Source organism: Paenibacillus sp. FSL W8-0919 (genome assembly GCF_038003785.1).
Taxonomy (GTDB): Bacteria; Bacillota; Bacilli; order Paenibacillales; family Paenibacillaceae; genus Paenibacillus_AQ; species Paenibacillus_AQ lactis.
The window spans coordinates 2,845,640-2,867,509 of the sequence record NZ_JBBOPV010000001.1 but is presented as its reverse complement, the minus strand read 5'-3'; the positions used below and the strand labels follow the sequence as shown (position 1 = coordinate 2,867,509).

The 21,870-nt window shown below is 52.2% G+C and carries 20 protein-coding genes; 6 read left to right on the top strand and 14 right to left on the bottom strand.

Annotation, left to right across the window (positions count from 1 at the left end; all coding sequences use genetic code 11):
- Window positions 1-19: 19 nt before the first annotated feature.
- Entirely contained in the window at window positions 20-1,375 is a 1,356-nt protein-coding gene (mgtE, locus tag NST44_RS12785) for a magnesium transporter (RefSeq protein WP_144878842.1), read from the top strand.
- Between the two features lie 183 nt (window positions 1,376-1,558).
- Window positions 1,559-2,551 (top strand): glycoside hydrolase family 43 protein, encoded by a 993-nt coding sequence (locus NST44_RS12780; RefSeq protein ID WP_144878843.1) that lies wholly within the window; start codon window positions 1,559-1,561, stop codon window positions 2,549-2,551.
- A gap of 126 nt (window positions 2,552-2,677) precedes the next feature.
- On the opposite strand, the gene NST44_RS12775 is transcribed toward NST44_RS12780, so the two are convergent.
- The 3 genes from NST44_RS12775 to NST44_RS12765 all read right to left on the bottom strand — a co-directional run bounded on the left by NST44_RS12775 (window position 2,678) and on the right by NST44_RS12765 (window position 4,307).
- Window positions 2,678-3,316, bottom strand: coding sequence for an SdpI family protein (locus NST44_RS12775; protein ID WP_007127514.1), 639 nt, complete (start codon window positions 3,314-3,316; stop codon window positions 2,678-2,680).
- A complete protein-coding gene (locus NST44_RS12770) occupies window positions 3,300-3,584 on the bottom strand; it encodes an autorepressor SdpR family transcription factor (RefSeq protein WP_040737818.1) in 285 nt (94 codons plus the stop codon). The genes NST44_RS12775 and NST44_RS12770 overlap by 17 nt, the downstream gene beginning before the upstream one ends.
- Window positions 3,585-3,785: 201 nt before the next feature.
- The gene (locus tag NST44_RS12765) at window positions 3,786-4,307 is read right to left on the bottom strand and encodes a GNAT family N-acetyltransferase (RefSeq protein WP_007127512.1); all 522 of its coding nucleotides are present in this window, start codon (window positions 4,305-4,307) and stop codon (window positions 3,786-3,788) included.
- A 211-nt stretch (window positions 4,308-4,518) separates the two neighbouring features.
- On the opposite strand from NST44_RS12765, the gene NST44_RS12760 reads away from it, so the two are divergent.
- Entirely contained in the window at window positions 4,519-5,679 is a 1,161-nt protein-coding gene (locus NST44_RS12760; protein ID WP_213613541.1) for a lyase family protein, read from the top strand.
- Window positions 5,680-5,761: 82 nt separating this feature from the next.
- Here the strand turns inward: NST44_RS12760 and rpoN are convergent, their stop codons facing one another.
- Window positions 5,762-7,072, bottom strand: coding sequence for an RNA polymerase factor sigma-54 (rpoN, locus tag NST44_RS12755; RefSeq protein ID WP_340899739.1), 1,311 nt, complete (start codon window positions 7,070-7,072; stop codon window positions 5,762-5,764).
- Between the two features lie 134 nt (window positions 7,073-7,206).
- Complete coding sequence (gene pruA / locus NST44_RS12750; protein WP_213613545.1) at window positions 7,207-8,754, bottom strand: L-glutamate gamma-semialdehyde dehydrogenase; 1,548 nt, start codon at window positions 8,752-8,754, stop codon at window positions 7,207-7,209.
- 368 nt (window positions 8,755-9,122) lie between these two features.
- On the opposite strand from pruA, the gene NST44_RS12745 reads away from it, so the two are divergent.
- From NST44_RS12745 to NST44_RS12735, 3 genes are all read left to right on the top strand, one after another.
- Window positions 9,123-10,043, top strand: coding sequence for a proline dehydrogenase family protein (locus tag NST44_RS12745; RefSeq protein WP_213613547.1), 921 nt, complete (start codon window positions 9,123-9,125; stop codon window positions 10,041-10,043).
- Window positions 10,044-10,127: 84 nt separating this feature from the next.
- Entirely contained in the window at window positions 10,128-11,867 is a 1,740-nt protein-coding gene (locus tag NST44_RS12740) for a sigma-54 interaction domain-containing protein (RefSeq protein WP_213613552.1), read from the top strand.
- A 194-nt stretch (window positions 11,868-12,061) separates the two neighbouring features.
- Entirely contained in the window at window positions 12,062-12,802 is a 741-nt protein-coding gene (locus NST44_RS12735) for a Bax inhibitor-1/YccA family protein (protein WP_213613554.1), read from the top strand.
- Between the two features lie 117 nt (window positions 12,803-12,919).
- Here the strand turns inward: NST44_RS12735 and NST44_RS12730 are convergent, their stop codons facing one another.
- The 9 genes from NST44_RS12730 to NST44_RS12690 all read right to left on the bottom strand — a co-directional run bounded on the left by NST44_RS12730 (window position 12,920) and on the right by NST44_RS12690 (window position 21,838).
- Window positions 12,920-13,738 (bottom strand): carbohydrate ABC transporter permease, encoded by an 819-nt coding sequence (locus tag NST44_RS12730; RefSeq protein ID WP_040737814.1) that lies wholly within the window; start codon window positions 13,736-13,738, stop codon window positions 12,920-12,922.
- A 132-nt stretch (window positions 13,739-13,870) separates the two neighbouring features.
- Window positions 13,871-14,749: a carbohydrate ABC transporter permease gene (locus NST44_RS12725; protein WP_077567664.1), complete on the bottom strand. Its 879-nt coding sequence runs from the start codon at window positions 14,747-14,749 to the stop codon at window positions 13,871-13,873.
- A gap of 1 nt (window position 14,750) precedes the next feature.
- A complete protein-coding gene (locus NST44_RS12720; protein WP_210094999.1) occupies window positions 14,751-15,854 on the bottom strand; it encodes an ABC transporter ATP-binding protein in 1,104 nt (367 codons plus the stop codon).
- A gap of 16 nt (window positions 15,855-15,870) precedes the next feature.
- Window positions 15,871-17,199, bottom strand: a complete 1,329-nt coding sequence (locus NST44_RS12715) for an ABC transporter substrate-binding protein (RefSeq protein ID WP_210094998.1) — start codon at window positions 17,197-17,199, stop codon at window positions 15,871-15,873.
- Between the two features lie 373 nt (window positions 17,200-17,572).
- Window positions 17,573-18,235 carry a glycerol-3-phosphate responsive antiterminator gene (locus NST44_RS12710; protein ID WP_210094997.1) on the bottom strand — a complete coding sequence of 221 codons (663 nt, stop codon included), beginning with the start codon at window positions 18,233-18,235 and terminating at the stop codon, window positions 17,573-17,575.
- Window positions 18,228-19,109 carry a metallophosphoesterase family protein gene (locus NST44_RS12705; protein WP_210094996.1) on the bottom strand — a complete coding sequence of 294 codons (882 nt, stop codon included), beginning with the start codon at window positions 19,107-19,109 and terminating at the stop codon, window positions 18,228-18,230. Before NST44_RS12705 ends, NST44_RS12710 begins: the two co-directional genes overlap by 8 nt.
- 458 nt (window positions 19,110-19,567) lie before the next feature.
- Window positions 19,568-19,984 carry a hypothetical protein gene (locus NST44_RS12700; RefSeq protein WP_210094995.1) on the bottom strand — a complete coding sequence of 139 codons (417 nt, stop codon included), beginning with the start codon at window positions 19,982-19,984 and terminating at the stop codon, window positions 19,568-19,570.
- A gap of 400 nt (window positions 19,985-20,384) precedes the next feature.
- Window positions 20,385-20,564: a GapA-binding peptide SR1P gene (locus tag NST44_RS12695; RefSeq protein ID WP_007127498.1), complete on the bottom strand. Its 180-nt coding sequence runs from the start codon at window positions 20,562-20,564 to the stop codon at window positions 20,385-20,387.
- Between the two features lie 326 nt (window positions 20,565-20,890).
- Window positions 20,891-21,838 carry an ArsR/SmtB family transcription factor gene (locus tag NST44_RS12690; protein WP_028404939.1) on the bottom strand — a complete coding sequence of 316 codons (948 nt, stop codon included), beginning with the start codon at window positions 21,836-21,838 and terminating at the stop codon, window positions 20,891-20,893.
- Window positions 21,839-21,870 lie beyond the last annotated feature (32 nt).

Sequence of the window (21,870 nt, the reverse complement as noted above, 5' to 3'; positions counted from 1 at the left end):
TGAAAGGGGAATTCTTGTTGTGAATGCTCGAACGCTGGAGCAATGGATACCGGACATTAAAGAGAGCCTGAAAGCCAGTACCTCAACCGATTTTCAGAGAATCATCGATGAGTTTCTCCCCTATGATCTGGCAAGGATCCATAGCCAACTCAGCGATATGGAGCAAGCCCGCTTTCTGCAGTTTCTGAACGAGGAGCAGCTTGCCGATATGATTCAGGAGATGGAGCACGACCAGCAAATTGATGTTTTGGGTCGACTGGACCAAGAGAAAACCGCCCTCATCCTGGATCTCATGGACAATGACGATTTGGCCATTTTGCTCGATGAACTGTCACAAGAGCAAAAAGAAGAGCTGATGAGGGGCATGCGTGACGAGGAATCGCAATTCGTCCAGAACATCATGAAATTCCCGCCGGAAACAGCGGGACGCATCATGACCAACAGATATGTTTGGATCCCCCAGCACTATACCGTCTCCGATGTCGTACAGAAGCTGAAGGCCTTTGTCTCCATCGCCGAAACCATTAACTACTTGTATGTGATCGATCAGGAGCGGAAACTCGTTGGGGTCGTATCCTACCGCGCCCTCATCCTTGCGGAACCCGGTGAAACCATCGTAGAGATTATGAACGGCCGCGTGCTGTCCGTGCCTGTCGATGCGGATCAGGAGGAGGTTGCGCAGCTTATTCAAAAATATGACCTTGTAGCTATTCCGGTCGTTGAGGCAGACGGTACGCTGGTCGGGATCATTACCGTTGATGATATTCTCGACGTTATCGTCAGGGAAGCCGACGAGGATATTCAGAAGATGAATGCTACCGGAGGCAAATCCATCGATTTCCATACGAAGGCCGTTAACGCGGCTGCGCGGCGATTGCCTTGGCTGATTCTGCTGCTCTTCATCGGACTGATCTCGGGGACGATCATTTCCGTATTCGAGCAAACCCTTGAACAGGTTGTCGCCCTGGCCTTCTTCATGCCGATGATTGCCGGCATGACCGGGAACACGGGAACCCAGTCGCTGGCCGTCATCATTCGAGGCCTGGCAACGAAGGAGCTGTCCAGACCGGTTGTCGTCCGGCTGCTGGCTCGCGAGCTTAAGGTAGGCATAATGATCGGGGTGATCTGCGGCATTTTCATCGCAGTGATCGCGTACATCTGGCAGGGAAATTTATATCTGGGACTGGTTGTCGGCAGCTCGCTCATTGCTACGCTCATCGTCGGCACTATGGCCGGAACGGTCATACCGCTTATCCTGTTCAAGCTTCGCGTCGATCCGGCTGTCGCTTCGGGCCCGCTGATTACGACGATTAACGATATTTTGTCCCTGATCATCTATTTTGGCATCGCCACGCTGTTCCTGTCTTATCTTTAAAGATTAACCTCCCATTGGATTCTGCCTCGTCGCCAATGAGTCGGGACGATGATTCCTCCTTCTTCCGAGAAGATCTAAAATTTTTAGGTATAATACCTAATTTTCTTAGGTGTTCTGGATCCTTCGGCTTTGCTACAATTGATATAAACGCTTACATGCAATGAAATGAAGGAGGATGTCCAAATGACCAAGCCTGTACGGCCGAACGAGCCGATCGTAACCCATATCTACACAGCCGACCCTTCCGCCCATGTGTTTGAAGGGAAGCTTTATATTTATCCGTCCCATGATCTCGATCACGACAATACGTCCAATGATAACGGTGACCAATACGATATGGAGGACTACCATGTGTTCTCGCTGGAGGATGTGAATGCGCCTTGCGTGGATCACGGCGAGGTGCTTCATGTCAAGGATGTGCCTTGGGCGCAAAAGCAGATGTGGGCACCGGATGCCGCATTCAAAAACGACACGTATTACTTATACTTTCCGGCCAGGGATCACGAGGGGATTTTCCGGATCGGCGTAGCCACCAGCTCCTCCCCTTCCGGACCGTTTACGCCGGAGCCGAACTATATTCCGGGCAGCTTCAGCATTGATCCCGCCGTATTCGTTGACGATGACAACCGGGCTTATATGTATTTCGGAGGTCTATGGGGCGGCCAGCTGGAGAAATGGCAGACCGGCACATTCGTTCCGGATGCGGAAGGGCCGGCCGCCGATGCGCCGGCGTTAGGACCGCGCGTGGCCGAGCTTAGCGACGATATGCTGACATTCAAAGCCGCGCCGCAGGAAATTTCAATCGTTGACGAGAACAGGAAGCCGATTCCGGCAGGCGATGAAGACCGCAGATATTTCGAAGGCCCGTGGATGCATAAATACAACGGCACTTATTACTTGTCCTACTCGACAGGCTCCACCCACAAGATCGTATACGCGACGAGCCAAAGCCCGACTGGCCCGTTCGAGTACAAAGGAACGATCCTTACGCCGGTTCTCGGCTGGACGACCCATCATTCGATCGTGGAATTTAAAAATAAATGGTACCTGTTCTATCATGACAGCTCCCTGTCCGGCGGTGCGGACAATAAGCGCAGCGTGAAGTTCACCGAGCTGAAGTACAACGAGGACGGAACCATTCAAACGATCGATCCTTACGGTAACGAAAACCGTTGACCGCAGGTTAACGAGCCATCCATTAACGATCGAGCCGTTTGCCGCTGGCCGGCACGCGGCGGATAAAAAATGGGATAAGCCCGGTTATTTCCGGTCTTATCCTATTTGCTTTTAAAATCCGTCGCTTTACACCCCTCTTTTATATAGGGAAAAAGAGTAAATTGCCGGTACAAAGACAATCAGCACGATAATCGGTAATGTGACATAGATTCCCTGGATATCCAGGAACGCCACTGCCATCAAGAGCAATCCGCCCACCATCCACACATACCCTGCAAAACGATGCGTCCGATTCCAGTTATCCTGACTGTTCAAGGTCCATGGAAGCTTGATGCCCACGGTATAATTCTGCTTGCTCTTCGGCAAGTAGTTTCCGATGATGACAAACAGCAACCCCACTAGTGCAGGCACGAAGGTATCAATCGGAATATCGGCGCCCATCGCTTTAAATAACGTGACAGGCGTCAGGATGCACGACAAAACGGGAATGGACCAATATCCGAACATTCTTAATGCAGGTGCTGCATTCATTCGCTTCGGATCGTGATTGAGCGCAACATTTACGATCACATTCATCACGGCCAACATGAGCGGCAGAACGAAGGCCGCAACCGCCTTCGATGCATAATTGTCGGGATTGCCGGCCGCATCCCAGTGAATGGCCAGCCGATCCGGCAGCCGATCGTACAGGGTGACCGACAAGATGATTGGCAGCAAGCACAGCAGCGTGGTCAAAATAAGCACGGATTTATTCTTTTTTTCCATCCTCTTTACCTCCATTGAACTGTGAGAACCACAGCATGATTTCCTCAATAACCGAAACATTGATTTCGTAGTAAATATAGTTCTTATATTTCGTTTCCGAGATAAGTCCCGCCTTCTTCAATTGGGACAGATGATACGAGATCGTTGCGCCCGTCATGTCAAAGTGCTGGCCGATTTCACCTGCCGACATCTTCCCTTTGCGGAGCATGATCAAGATTTCCCTCCTAACGGGATCTGACAGCGCCTTGAAGGTTTCCGGAAAACCCAATGTGCTTCACCTGTTTCTATTTAGAATTTCTTCTAAATACATTATCTCTCAGTTCGGAGCGGATTTCAAGATCTATTTAGAAATTTTTCTAAATTCAATTCAATATTCAATGCTTCGAAGTTTGAGGCAGCCCATGAAAAAAAAAAACGGGGCCGCCCCCCATCGTGCACCCCGCTTAGCTGTTTATCATTATAGAAAAATCTACTCCACGCGCTCTGAAAATACCTTCTCGAATACCGGGAAGCTGGCCGTTTTGCCCGGATAATTCACCTCGCCCCGCTCCTCGTAGCCAAGCCCGCGATACAGCTTCAATGCCGCCGTATTTTTGTTGTAGGTATCCAGCCGGATGCTGGTGTACCCTTCACGGACCGCATAGTTTTCGGCAAATTCAATCAGCTTGCGGGCAACCCCTTGGCCTTGCGCTTGTGGATCGACGGCAAGCCGATGCATCATCAGATGCGGCCCCTCCGTCTGCTTCCAATCGATCCTCCCGTACTGCTCATCCTGATGCTCATCCAGGACAACGATGCCAAGAATCCGCTCATTCCCTTCTGCTACGAACAGCGTCCCCCGCTGCAGATCCTCTCCGATCACGTCCCGGTTCGGATACTGCTCGTCCCATTGATCGCTTCCGCCTGCCTGCATGACTTTCACGCAGCGGGCGATCAGCGCCATAATCTCTTGCAGCTCGTCCCTGCGCCCTGTTCGAATTTCAATACTCATCTCATGCACCTACTATCGTGATTTTTCCATCAGTTTACTAAACATTGGGCAGGGATAGCAATTTGCTGGCGGATTAATATATGAGCGGTTGTCGGATTAATGAATGGACGAATGATTGAATGATCCGCTAAGGGTCAATCGATCGCTTGGCACGAAAATTGCTTGTATTCCCCATAAGAAATGACGACACAACATTTTCGAAAGGGATGAGATGATGATCAGAATTGAACGGGACAAGACCGGGCCGGTTGAGGTGCCGTCCCATGCCTACTACGGTGTCCAGACGATGCGGGCTGCCGGGCAATATCCGAAGGTGAATGCCCCCGTCCATGGCCAGTTTATTAAAGCTTTGGCCTGCGTCAAAAGTGCAGCAGTCCGTGCAGGTATCGATCAAGAGATCGTGCCCGGACGAATCGGAAATCTCATCATGAAGGCGGCCGATGAAATCAAGGAAGGAAAGCATTCGGAGCAGTTTATTGCAGGTTATATCCATGGTTCATCAAGCCATCTTTTGAATGTGAATTTAAACGAGGTGCTTGCCAACCGGGCACTGGAGCTGATGCTTGAGGATAAAGGAAACTACGACCTGATCGATCCGGACCTTCACGTAAACGGCCCTCATTCGGCCGACTGGATCCTTTCAACATCGCTGAATGTCGCCGCCCATCAGCTAACGCACAAGCTGGTCTCAGCCACCGAGGGACTAAAATATCGGTTATGGATGGCAAAAGAACGCCTCGAGGGACAGCGCCAGGGCAATTCCACGGATCCCGTTATGAACGTACCGGCGCGGCTGACCCGGACTTTCGGGGAATCCGCGAAGCAGCTGCAGCTGGATGCAGCACGGCTGGCCGAAGCCGCCTCCCGATTCAAGAGGATCCGTATCGATTCGGCACGGGATGCCGTCATGCCCCAAGCAAATCGCGAATTAACGGAGCGGACCGTCTCTTATTTGAGGCATATGACGCGCATTGAGTTTTTTGCGGCGAGCCGCTGGGACGCTTCATCCGGCAGCAAGAGCGTCTATGCAGACCTGTCATCGGTTCTGAAAACGTTGGCCGTAAATCTCTTCAAGCTCTGCAGCGATATTCGGAACGCCGCTTCCTTGAAAGGCTCGGCTACGAGCCCTGAGAGCCGCCGCTTCCTTGAATCGGCCGGGTTTCTGCATCAGATCTGCGTTCTGGTTATCGGTTATGACCATATCATCAGCCTAGCGGAGGAGGCCGGAATACCGGACGAAGAAACCGTGCCTCCGGTAATCTTCTATCATGTGCTGGAGTCGCTTGATATCATGATGAAAGGAATCGATTCGTTTGCGGGCTCGCTGACACAAGAGCAGGACGATGCCGATCCAGCGGGCATACGGCGGTAATGAGGCATCCGTTTTTCGCTTTAAGGAAGGCGGAGTCAAAATAAGGGTGCCCTCGGATACATCACTCCGAGGGCACCCTTTTCTATCTGCGTTTGCGAAAGGCGGAGGGCATAATCTGCATTTGCTCCCGATACTTCGCAACCGTTCTGCGCGACAGCCGGATTCCCTCCGCGCCCAGTACATCGGCAATATGCTGATCCGAGCAGGGACAGTTCTTATCTTCGTTGTCGATGAGCTCCTTGATTCGCGCTTTCACGCTTCGGGAGGATATCCCTCTCCCGCCAATGGTTGATAATCCGGTTGAGAAAAAATATTTCAAGGGAAGCACGCCGTGCGGCGTAAGCACAAATTTCCCCTGCACCGCCCGGCTGACGGTCGATTCATGCACATTCAGCTTGGCCGAGATCGTATTCATCTTCATCGGGGCAATGCCCCTGATTCCTTCTGCCAGAAACCTTCGCTGCTCCTCCATAATGGCCATCACGACCCTCATCAGCGTCCGGTTCCTCTTCTCCACGCTCCGAACCAACCAGCGTGCGGATCGGACGCAGCCGTTCAAATATGAAGAGGCTTCGGCGGATCCCCGCAGCATCACCCAATCCCTGGAGGAGCTGTTAATGGAGAGCTTGGGGAGATTTGCCGGATGCATCGACACCGTGAAGCCATCCCCATGGCTTTCGACGATCGCATCCGGGATGATGTACTGCGTCTCTATTGCGGCAAACGCCAGCCCGGGACGCGGATTCAAGCCGCGAATATAATCCGATGCCGTCCTTGCCTTCTCCATCGGGATGTGCAAGGCCGCGGCAACCTTCCCCAGCTTCCCATTTGCCAGCTCAGGCAAGTACCGGTCTGCGATTTCATAGGCATACGGGGGAGCCGCTGAATCTCTCACGATCTGGAGCAGCAGGCATTCCCGTAAATCCCTGCAGCCGACCCCGGCCGGCTCCAATGATTGCAATGCCTCAAGCGCGGTCCGAAGGAGCTCCTCCGATATGCCTAGCTTTCGTCTAACTTCGATGACCGGGAGATCCAGATAGCCGTCATCATTTAAGTTGCCCGCCATAAATGCCGCAATTCGGTATACCTCCTTCGGGAGGGAGAGAAGACGCAGCTGGCTCCTCAGCCTTGACTCCAGCGTGTCCTGCGCCTGCCTTGCGTTCCGTAATGGGTCCAGCTCGCGCCCGTTGCCGATTGCGGCCCTGCTGCTACGGCCGTACACGTCGAAATCCCGTCCGAATTCCAGTTCAAGGACCGGATTTTCGGCTTCCTGCTCCTGCAAGTACCGGATAAGGTCTTCGGCGGACATGGTTAATATATGAATCGATTGCTTCAGTTCAGGAGTTATTGCCAGCTTCGTGCTTTGGTCTTGCACCAATTGATAGCCCAGCAACAGGTTCTCCTCCTTCCGCAGGCTCTCTTCCAAGTCATGTAACTGCTCTCTCTTGACTATACTCAAAAACATTCCAATTGAACATCATGATGTGGTGTCTAATTTTTTAGACGATATGACCGGAGTTCATCTGCTTAGAAGCGCTCGGCTACCAGCTTCGCCTGGGTAAACAACAGCAGATAATCCCGGCCGCCGGCCTTCGAGTCCGTACCCGACATATTGAATCCGCCAAACGGATGCGTTCCGACCAATGCGCCAGTGCATTTGCGGTTGAAATACAGATTGCCGACGAAAAACTCGCGTCTTGCCTTCTCCAAATTCGCCCCGCTGCGCGAAATAACGGCTCCGGTTAAGCCATAATCCGTATTATTGGCGAACGCCAGCGCCTCATCGAAGGATTGCGCCTTCGTGAACGCAACCACCGGACCGAATATTTCTTCCCGCGAAATCCGGGCATTCGGGTCCACATCCGCAAAAATCGTAGGCTCGATAAAGAATCCGTTCGGATCTCCGGTGCCGCCCCCAAGAACCAGGCGACCTTCCTGTTTTCCGATTTCGATATACTCCTGAATTTTCAGATAAGCCTTCTCATCGATCACGGGACCTACATCCGTTCCGGCAGCCGAAGGCGCACCTATCGTGAGCCGGCTTGCCCGCTCCGCCACCCGCTCCAGGACGGTATCGTAGACCTTCTCATGGACGATGACTCTGGAACAAGCCGAGCACTTCTGGCCGGAGAAACCGAAGGCGGACAGCGTAATGGCGTCCACCGCCAGATCGAGATCGGCATCGTGGTCGACGATGATCGCATCCTTGCCGCCCATTTCCGCAACGACGCGTTTGATCCATTTCTGTCCAGGCTGGGTCTTCGCTGCCCGTTCGTTAATGCGGAGTCCTACATCGCGGGAGCCCGTAAAGCTGACAAAACGGGTCAGCGGATGGTCAACAAGATAATCGCCGACCTCGCCGCCCGGTCCGGGTACAAAATTGACGACGCCCGCCGGCAGTCCCACCTCTTCGAGCAGCGCCATAAATTTCGCGGCGATGACAGGCGTCGGACTCGCCGGCTTCAAGACGACGGTATTCCCGGCAACAACGGCAGCCATCGTCATGCCTGCCATAATCGCCAGCGGAAAGTTCCATGGCGGAATGATGACGCCTACGCCTAAAGGCAGATAATACAGCTCGTTCTCTTCTTCCTGGCTGACCGTCAATGGCTGCGGCTGGCTGAGCCGCTGCATCTCGCGCCCGTAAAACTCCAGGAAATCGATCGCCTCCGCCGTTTCAACATCCGCTTCCACCCGGGTCTTCCCGGCCTCAATCGTCATCAAGGCGGAAAATTCATGTCTGCGCCGGCGCAAAATAGCCGCTGCACGGAACAAGTAACGCGCACGCTCACTCGGATCGGTCCGCTTCCAAGTCTCAAAAGCAGCCGCAGCGGCTTGGATGGCCTGCTCCGCATATTGTACGTCCGCCTGCGATACGATACCGACCACCTGAGCTTTATTTGCCGGATTAATGGAAGCGGCCTTGGTCTCCGTCATGATGCGCTCGCCTCCGATGATTAGCGGAAACTCTTTGCCAAACCCCGCCTCCGTCTGCTCGAGCACGCGGTCATATTCCGCATTGTTGCGCTCATCCTTGAAGTTGACAAACGACTCGTTCCTGAATTCGGTTCTCATAAACGTTAACCACCCTTTCACATGTGTTGTGGAATCGCCAAATCCTGTTCCACCGGTCTTATAGAGGTTGTTCAAAAAGTCCGCTTTTGATCACGAAGCGAATCAGGAAGCAGCTCGGCATCGAATCTTGAATTCAGCCGGGCCTTCCGGTGCTCACGTACCCAAAACGTACGCTCCGCTCCTCAGTCCCTAGCTTCATCCAACCTTCTCGGTGCTGAAAATCGACCTTTTTGAACACGCACTTATAGGATAATAAGCAAATATCATGCCAACGGTGCTTGTTTTTTCGTCTGGAACGTTTTTTGCTTGCAGTCATCCAGTAAAGATTCATTGCGTCAGCAATGACAGCCTGAAAGGAGAAATCAAACGTGGACAGTATCGAACTCTATCGAAAGGTATTGTTATCGGTTTCCGGCAATAAACTGGTGGAGCATCTTGCCCTTCGGTACGGCCGTAAATTAGCTGCAAAATTCATTGCAGGCAGCAGCTTGGAGGAAGCGCTGGACGAAATCGAGAGGTTGAACGGAAACGGGATCATGGTCACATTGGATCATCTGGGGGAGGGAATCAAGCAATTATCGGAGGCTGCAGGCTACAGGGAGGAATATGTACGCTTAATTAACGGGATCGCCAGACGGAAGGTAAACTCCAATGTATCGTTAAAGCCGACGCAGATGGGCTTGGCCCTGGACCCGGAAGCCTGCTACAGCAATATTCGGGACGTCGTCGCCGAGGCTAAACAGCATAACAACTTCGTACGGATCGATATGGAGGATTCGCCCTATACGCAAGCGACCATTGATATCGTCCTTCGCCTTCACGGGGAAGGATTGACCAACGTCGGGACCGTGATTCAAGCCTACTTGCTGCGTTCACGGGAGGATGTGAAGCAATTGATCAAAGCGGGCGTAAACCTCAGGCTTGTGAAAGGAGCTTATAAGGAGCCGGCATCCGTTGCCTATCAGCAAATGAGCGAAGTGATCGATAACTTCAAAACGCTCATTCAAATGCATCTTGACCAAGGCGTGTACACCGCCATCGCCTCGCATGATGACCGCATCATCAATTGGGTCAAGGAATACGCGCATAAGAACGGCATCAAGGCAAGCGCTTTTGAATTCCAGATGCTGTACGGCCTGCGGATGAGCGACCAGGCGCAGTTGGCAAGGGAGGGCTACCGGATCCGCTGCTATATGCCGTACGGCAGCATGTGGTACCCGTATTACACCCGGCGCTTGGCGGAAAAGCCTGCGAATCTATGGATGGTCGTCAAAAATATGTTCAAGTGATTTACACTGAAAAACAGGCTCGGTATAATGGCCCTAACATGAGTTTGTAAGCATTTACTTTTTCTATATCTAGGGGGCCACCGAATGAAGCATCGATTGCCGAGCGTGGAGCAGCTCATCCGCACGGACTGCATCATTGTTGATCTGACCGACCCGGCAGCAATCCGGGATGCCCTGGTTACGGCGGGCTGTACCCCTGTCTTTGTCAGGGTCGAGACCGGCAAATATGGGCTGCTGCCTTCATCGGCTGCGGATCCCGTACGGAATATTCAAGATATCCTGATTCATGTCGAGACCATAAACGCAGATGAGCCATTAACGAAAGCCTCTGCTGCCTTTACCTGCTGTTCATGGGCGATCGTACAGCGAAACGGCAAAGCGGTCGGCTATCTATCCGCTCAGGATATGGTAGATGCGCTGGTGCAGGCTCACCGGGTGCTGGAGGCTTACTTCACAACAACGCTGAATACCTTGGATCCGGACGTTGCCATCACGCTGATTGACGAGGAAGGACGCGTTGCCGTCTGGACCTCCGGTGCAGAGCATATCTTCTCCATTCCGAGGGAGGATATCATCGGCAAGCCTGCTTCCGATTTCTTTCCCGTCGACCGGCTGCAGTCCCTTCGCACATTAGAAACCGGCCAGCCTGCCCATAAAATGCAGCATCGGCCGCGTCACGACCTGTTCGTCCTGATTAATTCCAATCCGGTTACGCTCGAGGATCGGATTATCGGCGCCGTTGCAGCGGAAACGGATCTGACCACCCAAATGCGGCTGCATCAAGAGCTGCTGCAGATGACAAGCAAGGTCCATCATCTTCAGAAGGAAGTGGCGATGCTGAGCCCTGCGGGAGACCCTTTTCAGCATATTAAGGGAACGAGCCGCGCGATTAAAAACAGCATCGAAACGATCAAGAAGATCAGCTCGACGAAAGCGACGGTGCTGATCCAGGGCGAGAGCGGAACGGGGAAGGAATTGTTCGCCAAAGCGATCCACGAATCGCGCGAGCCTGCGAACGCCCCCTTCATTGCAATCAACTGCGGAGCCATTCCGGCCGCATTGTTCGAGAGCGAATTATTCGGCTACGAACGGGGCGCTTTCTCCGGTGCGGACCCGAAAGGGAAGAAAGGAAAGATCGAGCTGGCCCGCGGCGGCACCTTATTCCTTGACGAGATCGGGGAAATGCCTCTCGACCTGCAGGTCAAGCTGCTGCGCGTGCTCCAGGAGCGAAGTTATTTCCCTGTCGGCGGGACGCAGCTGCATCGCGCCGACTGCCGGATCATCGCGGCCACGAACCGGGACTTGAAACGGATGATTGCAGATGGCAGCTTCCGTGAGGACCTGTACTACCGCCTGAACGTCGTGACGTTGGACGTTCCCCCTTTGCGCGAACGCAAAGAGGATATCTACGAGCTGACGCAGTCCTTTCTTCACGAATTCTCGCTTGTCTATGGCCGCCATATCCATTCGTTTACGCCGGAGGTATTCGAAGATTTGCTAAGGTACGATTGGCCGGGCAACATCCGCGAATTGCGCAACACCATCGAACGGCTTGTTATCTTCTCTACCGAAGGAGAGATTCGGCGCGAATATTTGCCGGACCATATGTATTCCGGCGATAAGAGTCCTCAGCCGGGGGAGGGAAATGACACGGGCACCACGCCGATCAACGGTGCTGCTTACCAAGCAAGGCTTGAAGAGTACGAGCGAAAGCTGCTGCTTGAAGCGCTTGCAGCTGTTAAAGGGAATAAATACACGCTGGCGAAGAAGCTCGGCATTTCACGGGCAACGCTCTACAATAAGCTCAAACGGCTGAATCTGTAACATGAGCTTGATTGGACGACGTCTAATATTTTGGACACATTAAATTTGAATGTCTAAAATTGCATACACACACGCAATTCATTGTCCGCTCCGCGAAACAGGCGAGGAATTTCGATGCGAAAAGATTTCATCTCCTAAAATATGACAACCTATGATAGAATGGACATAAAAATAGTTATTTAGGAGGCATTCATTTGTTAGGTCGTAGCGGAAATCCAACACTTAATGAGAATACGTTTGAGAGGAGCAGGCATTACAATGACCAAGAGACGATGACCATCGGCGGAACGGTGAACAAATCGTTCATGCTGCTTGCGCTGCTTATCGGGGCAGCAGTCATTTCTTGGGTCATGTTCTTTAACGGGTACGATATGTTCCCGCTTATGGTCGGCGGTGCGATCGGCGGCTTTGTGCTGGCGCTGATCATCAGCTTCGCGCCGAAGTCGGCGCCGTTTCTCGCACCGATCTACGCGGTTGCGGAAGGATTGTTTCTCGGCGCATTATCGGCCAATTATGAATCCCTCTATTACGGCATTACGCTGCAGGCGGCCCTGCTGACGATGTGCGTGTTCTTGGGCATGCTGCTTGCGTACAAGACCGGCCTCATCAAGGCGAGCCCCGGCTTCCGACGGGGAATCATCGCAGCTACGGCAGGCGTGGCGCTTGTCTATTTGCTCAGCTTTGTACTCGGATTGTTCGGCGTTACCGTTCCGTATTTGCATGACAGCACGCCGATCGGAATCGGCATCTCGATTGTCATCATCATTATCGCCGCACTGAACTTCGTGCTCGACTTTAATTTCATTGAAGAAGGGGCGCATCAGGGTGCTCCGAAATACATGGAATGGTACGGCTCCTTCGGTTTGTTGGTCACTCTCGTATGGCTGTATATCGAAATTATCCGTCTGCTGGCAAAGCTGGCGAATCGGGACTGATAGACCTTTGAAATTCCTCGAGTAATCGTTCTCGAGCCTTCCATACACAAACAAGAAGTCCGGCTAAGCGCCGGACTTCTTTCGTTTCGTCATATGAACCTTCACGAATTTCATAATCTACTTCACGCCATTGTACACGAACGCCTTAATAATCGAGCGCTGCGCGAAAAAGAACACGATCAGGATCGGCACGACGAGAATCAAGTTCGCCGCCATCAAAATATTCCATGTCGCAACGCCCTCCGTTTCCCGGATTTTCGCAATCCCGAGCGGCAGGGTTCTTGCCGTTTCATTCGTCGTCATGACCAGCGGCCAGAAATAATCGTTCCAGTGGCTGATGAAGCTGAACAGTGCAATCGTGATCAGCGCAGGACGGGCCATCGGAATCATCAGCTTCCACATGATCTTCCATTCCTTGGCCTTATCGAGCCGCGCCGCTTCAATAAGCTCTTCCGGCACCTGCTTAAAGGACTGTCTTAGCAGGAAAATGCCGAAGGCGCTGGAGGCGAAAGGCAAAATCAGCCCCAAATGGGTGTTCAGCAAATGCCACGAGCTAAGCTGCAGATAAACCGGGAGAAAAATAAGCTGAGATGGAATCATCAAGGTCACCATGACGAATCCAAACAGGATGCCTGAACCGGGAAATTGAAATCTCGCAAAAGCATAAGCCGCAGGAATCATGGTCAGCATTTGCAAGATTAGAATACCGCCCGCAATCAAAACGCTATTGAAGAAATAATGAAGGAACGGTCCGGAGTTCCAGGCTTGAATAAAGTTTTGCCACTGCGGGTCGTTCGGAATCCATTCCGGCGGAAAAATCATCGTTTCCGGCAGGGTTTTAAGCGACGTCGAGATCATCCATGCAAAAGGCAGGGCGAAGATCAGCACAAGGCCCAGCATGCCGATGATATTCAAGGCTTTCAGAATGCCGTTCATCACCTTGACTCCGCTCCATGTCTCCGGCCTTAAATTCCGTTCGGACGACTCTCTTGCTTGAACTGCTTTCTCTATTGCACTCACTTGAATTCGTCCTCTCCTTTCCGCTAACTCATCTATGCCGCACCAGGCTTATCTGTAATGGACGCGCTTGGATAGCATGCGGAAGTAAATGATCGTAAGCACGCCGACAATAATGAGCAGCATGACGCCGGCTGCCGATGCATATCCGATCTTGAAGAAGCGGAAGCCGTATTCGTAAATGTAATATACCAGCGTATTGGTCGAATTGACCGGCCCGCCTTGGGTCATGATTGCAATCGTCTCGAAAACCTGGAATGAGCCGATCATGCTCATAATCGCCAAGAAAAACAGCGTCGGGGACAGCATCGGCAGCGTAAGCTTCCGAAACGTCCGCCACCGCTTCGAGCGGTCAAGCGCGGCCGCCTCGTAAATGCTCGGCGGGATGCTCTGCAGGCCGGCAATAAAGACCAGCGTGTTGAACCCGATGCCCTTCCATACGGCGACCAGAATCAGCGACATGAGCGAGGTGTCCGGGTGGGACAGCCACTGCAGCGGCGACAGGCCGAACAAACCGATCACCCAGTTCAGCAATCCGTATTCGGGATCCATGAGCCAGCTCCACAGCAGGGAGATGGACACGAGGGAAATGATGTGCGGACTGAAGATCGCGCCTTGCACGAATCCGTAAAACAATCCCGAGCGGTTCAGCCAGAGGGCGATGGCCAGCGAAATGCTGAGCGTCAGCGACACCGTGGCAAAGGTGTAGATGGTCGTATTCAGGAGCACCTGCATGAACTCTTTATCCGACAGCAAATCCGTAAAATTTTGCAAGCCGACATAATTCTTCGTCGGGCTGACGAAATTCCAATCGAAGAAGCTGAGATAGATCATATAGAAGATCGGGTAGATGAAGAATATGCCGAATACGGCAAGCGAAGGCGAGATCATGCCATAAGGCTTAAGCTTTTCCCACAAACGAGATGTCATGCTAGAGCCCCCCGCCTACCGATACCAATTCAGGAGCCTGTGCCGTTCCGATCTCTTCCCCACGCCGAACCTCAACCTGCCGAAGCCTTTGGCCTTCGCTATTGAAATAGTACAGACGCTCATAAGGAACCGTCACCGTAACCAGCGTATCCGATGTGAGCGGTTCAAGAAACGTCTTGACCGAGAACATGCCGAGCGAGGATTGGATTTGATAAATATTTTCCGCGCCAAGGCTTTCGCGGGTCAGCACCATCCCGTCCAGCCGAAGTCCTTCGATTGCAGCCGGGGCATGGAATAGCGCATGCTCGGGACGGAACCCGAAGCTGGCGATATCATGCCGCTTCCCTTGGGCCGAAGGCAGCTGAAGCTCCTGGCTTGGCAAAATGTTCATAGCCGGCGTACCGATGAATTGGGCTGCAAATACATTCGCCGGATCGTTGTACAGCGTCATCGGCGAAGCCGCCTGCTGGATAACACCCTTGTTCATAATCACGATTTCATCCCCCATGGACATCGCTTCAACCTGATCATGGGTAACATAGACAAAGGTGGTGCCGAGCCGCTCGTGCAGCTGAATCAGCTCGGTCCGCATTTGGTGGCGCAGCTTCGCATCCAGGTTCGAAAGCGGTTCGTCCAGGATAAAAACCTGCGGCTTTTTGACCATGGCGCGCGCAAGCGCCACGCGTTGTCTTTGCCCGCCGGACAGCATTTCCGGCTTCTTTTTCATATAATCGCTAAGGCCGACGATTTCGGCGATGTCCTTGATCAGCTTCTCCCGCTCTTTCTTCGGCACCTTGCGGTTAATGAGCCCGAACTCGATGTTGTCGTAGACGTTCATCGTCGGGTACAGGGCATAGTTTTGGAACACCATGGCTACGTCGCGATCTCCGGGAGGGACCCCGTTTACGCACTTGTCATCGATCCAGATCTCGCCCTTCGTCTGCTCATCGAGGCCGGCTATCATGCGGAGCGTTGTCGATTTGCCGCAGCCTGACGGTCCGACGAGGACGGTGAAGGAACCGTCCCGAATCGTCAGATCCAAATTTTTGATGACTTCCTCGTCTTTGAAAAACTTGCTGATTCCTTTTAGCTCGATTCTGCCCATCTCACATACCTCCCGATTATTTGCTGAGCAGTGCGTTCGCCTTTTCGTTCGCCTCGTCCATCGCTTGCTGAGGCGTTACTTTCGGATCAAGCAGCGTTTTCTCGATCGCGCTCTTTACAAGTTTGGCCACTTCCGGATAGGCCGTCTCCATCGGACGCGGTCTCGCATATTCCAGCTGATCTACTGCCACTTTGTATTGCGGATATTCTTTATAGAGGGACTGCATCTCTTCGGTCTCCAGCGCCGACAATCGGGTCGGCAGGTAACCGACGTGCTTGCTTTGGTAAATCGTGCTTTCCGTTGTCGTCATAAACTTGATGAACTCCCATGCTGCAGCCTGCTCTTCCTCGCTCAGCTTGGATGTCATAACGAGCTGGCATCCGCCTGTAGGCACCCCGTAAGACTTGTTTGCCGGCATAAACGCCGTATCAAATTCAAAGTTATTTCCCTTCGAGATATCGATCGCCCCGGCTACTCCTGCCGTCGAACCGAATTTAAACGCGGAGGTTTGGTTCGCCCAGTCTTTATCCGCCGTCGCGCCCGCTTCATCGCCGACCGGAATTTTAATGAGTCCTTCCGACGCAAGCTTCTTCCAGAACTCAACCGGCTCTACCGCTTCAGGCGTGTTAAACAGGCCGGATTTGCCGTCTTCGGCAAGCACTTGGCCGCCGGATTGGGCGACAAGCCCTTCGTAGAACCAGATGTCGACCGGCATCGTCATGGCCGTAATCCCTTTTTCCTTAAGCACGCGCCCGTATTCCTCGAACTCGGCCCATGTCTTCGGTCCGGCCGGATCAAGGCCTGCTTTTTCCAGCAGCGAAACGTTCATATACATGATCGGCGTGCTGCGCATGAACGGAAGTCCGTACAGCTTTCCATCAACATAGGCATTTCCCATCAGACCGGGATTGAAATCATCGATCTTCAGCTGGTCCTTATCCTTTTCGGCAAAAGGCGCCAGCTCCTGCAGCATGCCATATCTGGCAAACGTGCCCGTCGAGGCGATTTCCAGATCCGTTACGGCCGGAGCATCGCCAGCCGCAAATGCAGCCTGTACTTTGGCGTGCAGGTCATCGTAATTGCCCTGGTATTCCGCAACGACTTCAATCTTGTCCTGGGATTCGTTGAACCGTTTGACCAGCTCCTGCTTGGCTTCCTCGATTTTCTCCCCGAACGCGTACCAATACTTGATTTGGATTTTCTCGCCGGAGGCATTGCCCGTGTTCGCCGAGACTGCGCTCGCGTTCGTTGCCGCGCCGCCGCCGGACTCGCCGCCGCATGCGGACAGCATCATGGCCATCCCCAGCATGAGTGTTAAGAAACTGCGTCTTTTTCTTCTTTTCATTTCATTTCCTCCCATAGTTTTATTTCTAAAGAATTTGCAAAATTCGATTTCAGTCGCTCCCGGGCAAAATATATTGACGAACTAAACCATTTCGTTGGGGCCATGGCTGATTCAAAATTACTCTTTGGATTTTTGCAAAATCCTCCCCTTAATGCCGTTTGGGACCCGGTCTATCAGGACTGTCTGGGCATGACAAAAAGAAACCTGAACCAAACCATGCAAAAGTCTAAGATACGGACTCCATGGTCTGTTCAGGTTTCTCCATCACTCCAACCCCATCGGCTATTTACTTGTGTGGTTAGAAAAGGCAGGTTTGTCTCTTCAACCTGCCTCCATCTTATCGCCCATATGTTAACGGGATATGTTTGAATTGTTAAACATCCGTTAAGCCAAAACTTTCCTTCCACAGCGAAGGGCTTGAAGAGGAAATGGCGGTCGCCCCGTGCGCAAGGCACTCCTCCGCGTGCTTTCGCTGCGTAAGCAGCCCCCCGGATATGATGGGGAGCTTCGTCATCTCCCTTATCTTTCCCAGCACCTCCGGAATCCGGGCAGGCATAATCTCAATAACGTCCGGCTGCACCTGGTCCAGCGATTGCGTGATGTTGGCGAGCCCCTCGGAATCGATCAGGAAGAAGCGCTGGATGGTGGTGAGCCCCAGCTTCTGCGCCTTCTTCACGACCTGGATCTTCGTCGTAATGATGCCGTCAGGCTTGATTGCATTCGCTAAATATTCCAATCCCGGCTGATCGAAGGACAAGCCGCCGATCTTCTCGACGTGAACGAATACCGGAATGTCATGCTGCTTGAACAAATCCACATAGCCTTTGATAACGCCGATGTTTCCTGTCAGCATGAATACGCAGCTTAATGTATTGCTGAATGTTAGGGCAGCTTCAAGCTGCCTGACATCCCGAATCGATGCCACGTTCCGGCGCAGCTCAAGCAGCTCCCGCAGACCAGCGGCGGATGAGCCCGCAACCTTCCCCCGCTTTTCCGAATAGGAACGGTTGGCCTTGGATGGTGTCTGATTAACCATGGCTGCTGCCAGCCTTCACTGCTGTAGTATTTTCAAGCTCGGCGTCTCCTCTCGCGAGCAAAATGCTGCACGCCCGCTCAAGCTCCCCACCTCTTGCATTTGCATTCGGACTAAAGTGCTTCATATGGCGGTGAATTTCGGGAAGCTGCCTCGATAGCTCCATGTCATCAATGTCGACGGCATGGATGTGAATATAATCGCCTTCCATTTCGACGATCCGATAAGCGTGCTGGTCCAAGCAAGCGGACAGCTGCACGAAGGTCCAGTTGTTCTGTTTCGTAATGGAATCGACATGGGTATGCCCGTTGAAGTATACGGCTGGGCCCTGTTTTTGGCTTAAAATCCGCCACATATCGATCGAAGGGTCAATCGAGCCTTTATCCCGATCCGATCCTGTCGTGGTCAGATGCACCGGGTGATGCGCGAACACAAGCATCGGCTTCGTGCCGGAGCTGACAACGATATGCTCGAACCAGCTCAGCTGCTCCTCGTCAAGCCAGCCTCCCCAGTTCGTTAAATCCATCTCTCTCGTCGTGTCCAAAAATACGAATACTGCCTGTTCCATGTCGAGCGCCTGATAACGGGCCTGGCCCGTCCTCATGAGCAAATCCCGCTTGGACTGGGAATAGGTGTCGTGATTCCCGAGCACATGAACAAAGTTCGCATCGTAACGCTCCATGATTCCATAGACTTCATCGATCTCTCTCACCGTACCGAAATTCGTAAGATCACCGAGCGAAATATGCATATCCGCTTCAGCACTCATGAAATGGTGCAGCATTCTTGTATAAAACGCATCCCTCGCCATCACCCATGCGCCAATCTGTTCGTCCGCCTCGTGATAATGCAAATCTCCAAGGATCGCCAGCTTCATCTTCACACTCTCCTTATGCGTTTTGTATCAGATCCATTATAGTAAGAGAATGTTATCCGAACGTCCCCTTTAGTAGATCGTTATGTAAAATAAGCTATTGTTTCCTAAGTGCCTTGCCTTCGGACTTAGAGCATACGCCGGATTTAGCTTTGCATGCCTGAGACTAGCATAATATTTAAGACAGGATATAGGAGGCAGCGATCTGAGCATCAGGACCTGAGCTCCAGCGATCTGAGCAGTGGTTAGGGCAGCTGGGATATAGCTGTGATGATATGGAGGTGACAAAATAACAGGGGTGAACGGCAGTGAAGATATACGGGCCTATCCGGCCGGGTAAACAAAACCCATGACCCGCCGGGATTTCCGGCATATCATGGGTTGCACGATTTCTGGCTCTTAAGATTACATGCTTGCGACTAACTAATCCCCAAGCATGACCCCGGGCTGCAATAAGCAGTTTATCGCTTGACCGCACGCATCCACGCCAAAGCAATCCCGCCCGTGACGATCCCCCAAATGGCGTTCGTTATCAGAACGCTGACGATGGCAAACGGATTCGTCACCGGTCCTTGGAGCTCGCCGGTCAGGATTGGCGAGAGAACGGCACTGATCAGGATGACCAGAATGCCGTATACAATGCCGGTATACATCAACGTCATTACAGGCTGCTTCACTCGCGCGAGCACGGCAGCTGCAATCCATACGACGGAAATGGCAACCGTAAAAATAATGCTGCCGGCGGGCTGCCCGATTTGCTGCAGCAGGCCAAGCATGCTCATAAGCGGACGAATGCAAGCGACCACAGCTAAAATCAAGATGAGCTTTGCGTGTTTTTTGCCATCCGTGACGCGGCTGTATTCTGGATAAGTTTTCATCAATGGATTCCTCCTCCGGAGCGGAAATCCGGCCGTTAACCAAGACGCCTGTCGGGAACACCTGGACAAGTCATTTGCCTCAACACAACAAGCCAAACCGGATTTCCCTCTCCCTTCTTGACCCTTATCATATCAGCCTCATGTTGCAAACTTATTGCGGTGCGTTACGGAAGCGATGAAATTTCAAATATTGTGCGCGCCCCCTCCTGCCTCTGCAATGTTTTGGTCTGGAAAGGTTATTAATAGCCTAACAGGAATTCAGAATGGTTCATTCCGCCGCTTAGTTTCTCCAATCAAAGAAGGCAGCGCTCGAACAGCGGCTGCCTTCTTCTGATTATCCTCGAGTTTCTCATCTGATGAAATTAGTTCCTAGACTAGATCCCCACAGCATCCGCTTTCGTTACGGTGCCTCTGCGGATCGTACCGATCCCTCGCCGGCCTTGTGCAGCTGCCGGCATTCCGGCTTATCGCACACGCCGTAAAACACGGCAATCTTATTAGTGTCCACCGTATCTACTAGAGAGCTGCAATGCCTGCAAATGATAACGCCCATATTGATTTGCTTCATGGAATGGTACATGTCTCACTCATCCTCTCTTGTTCTCGTTCATTTGATTCGTATGGACTTTCGGGTCCTGCATAGAATGATACTTACAACCTCAGATACAGAACGACCTCATATATGATTCCTAAATCCAATTCGGATAACATTAATGTACACTATAAATGGAATTAATGCAATTAATAACGACCTATTTGTTCGAAGTATTTTAAATATGACATCATATATAATCAGATGAAATTCATCTTCCTTCCTTGACCGTAAAACATGTTTAGTTCAAACGAAAAAAAACAGCCCACAGAAAATCCTCCTGTGCAGCCGTTTCAAATGCCGAATATCCAACTTTAAACGTCTTCCTCTTCCGGGTCCATCGTATATTTCACCTGCATCAAAATATTCTGCTCGTGATCTCCGAATTGGCGGCCGAACAGGTTCAGCCCGCCCTGGTGCACGGCATCGGGCTTGATGCCGATGCGCAGCCGCAATTTCGGGCTTTCCGAGATGCGAAGATCGCTTAAGGTAACGTCGGAAATCTTCTCCATATCCAGCGTCGTCTTCTCATGATCGACCCGCCATGTTTTGAGAAACCCATACTGCGTCGCCCAGTCATACCACCAGTTCGGATTGAGCTTTCCGCGCCGGTCGCCGAAATCGCCGGGACTGGTCCACATGCCGATCTCCACTTCGTTCACCCATACCGAGATGTTAGAAGGCCAGTTATTGTCGTAATTGGGCGCCTCGGAGCACATCTCCATCGACAGCTCCAGCGATTCGATGCGTGCACCCGCCGGAATATCCATCGGCAGCAAATATTCCAAATACCCTTTGCGCAGCCAGATGATCTGAGCGTTCACATGCTTCGGATGATAAAAGCTCGCCGGTTCGTCCTCCTTGATGATGTAGCCTTCGGCATTCGCCATTCCGCAAGTAGGGTGCACTTCGCAGTCGCTGTAATGCCCGATGGGCATGTCCACCTCATAGACATGCATGACTCCTTTGGGCATGGTATTCCTTAAATTAAGGGCGATATGAATGTCATCATAATTCCGGCTGCATACCTTCATCGCTCCGCGGGATGCCGGAAGCAATTCCGTATTGATCAGCTCTGCCGCTTCCAATACCTTGATGTTGCTGGCGACGGTCGATACGGGAAGATTAAGCGTCTCCGCGATTTCCATAATGTTTAAGTTTTTGGAATTCAAGAGGCGAAGAATATCTACCCGGGAACGCGTCGACAAAGCATGGGTTACCTTAACAAGCTTCTCCGGGTCGTTAAAACTAAGTTCCAGCACGAATCCGCTCCCCTTTATCTTAATCGTTACAA

What these genes read in the sequence shown, in the direction of transcription:
- NST44_RS12765 (WP_007127512.1), bottom strand. Translation starts at nt 4,307, where the DNA reads ATGAGTATTGAAATTCGAACAGGGCGCAGGGACGAGCTGCAAGAGATT.
- NST44_RS12760 (WP_213613541.1), top strand. Translation starts at nt 4,519, where the DNA reads ATGATGATCAGAATTGAACGGGACAAGACCGGGCCGGTTGAGGTGCCG.
- NST44_RS12780 (WP_144878843.1), top strand. Translation starts at nt 1,559, where the DNA reads ATGACCAAGCCTGTACGGCCGAACGAGCCGATCGTAACCCATATCTAC.
- NST44_RS12705 (WP_210094996.1), bottom strand. Translation starts at nt 19,109, where the DNA reads ATGAAGCTGGCGATCCTTGGAGATTTGCATTATCACGAGGCGGACGAA.
- NST44_RS12740 (WP_213613552.1), top strand. Translation starts at nt 10,128, where the DNA reads ATGAAGCATCGATTGCCGAGCGTGGAGCAGCTCATCCGCACGGACTGC.
- NST44_RS12730 (WP_040737814.1), bottom strand. Translation starts at nt 13,738, where the DNA reads ATGAACGGCATTCTGAAAGCCTTGAATATCATCGGCATGCTGGGCCTT.
- pruA (WP_213613545.1), bottom strand. Translation starts at nt 8,754, where the DNA reads ATGAGAACCGAATTCAGGAACGAGTCGTTTGTCAACTTCAAGGATGAG.
- NST44_RS12695 (WP_007127498.1), bottom strand. Translation starts at nt 20,564, where the DNA reads ATGTACCATTCCATGAAGCAAATCAATATGGGCGTTATCATTTGCAGG.
- NST44_RS12725 (WP_077567664.1), bottom strand. Translation starts at nt 14,749, where the DNA reads ATGACATCTCGTTTGTGGGAAAAGCTTAAGCCTTATGGCATGATCTCG.
- NST44_RS12700 (WP_210094995.1), bottom strand. Translation starts at nt 19,984, where the DNA reads ATGAAAACTTATCCAGAATACAGCCGCGTCACGGATGGCAAAAAACAC.
- NST44_RS12720 (WP_210094999.1), bottom strand. Translation starts at nt 15,854, where the DNA reads ATGGGCAGAATCGAGCTAAAAGGAATCAGCAAGTTTTTCAAAGACGAG.
- NST44_RS12710 (WP_210094997.1), bottom strand. Translation starts at nt 18,235, where the DNA reads ATGGTTAATCAGACACCATCCAAGGCCAACCGTTCCTATTCGGAAAAG.
- NST44_RS12775 (WP_007127514.1), bottom strand. Translation starts at nt 3,316, where the DNA reads ATGGAAAAAAAGAATAAATCCGTGCTTATTTTGACCACGCTGCTGTGC.
- NST44_RS12715 (WP_210094998.1), bottom strand. Translation starts at nt 17,199, where the DNA reads ATGAAAAGAAGAAAAAGACGCAGTTTCTTAACACTCATGCTGGGGATG.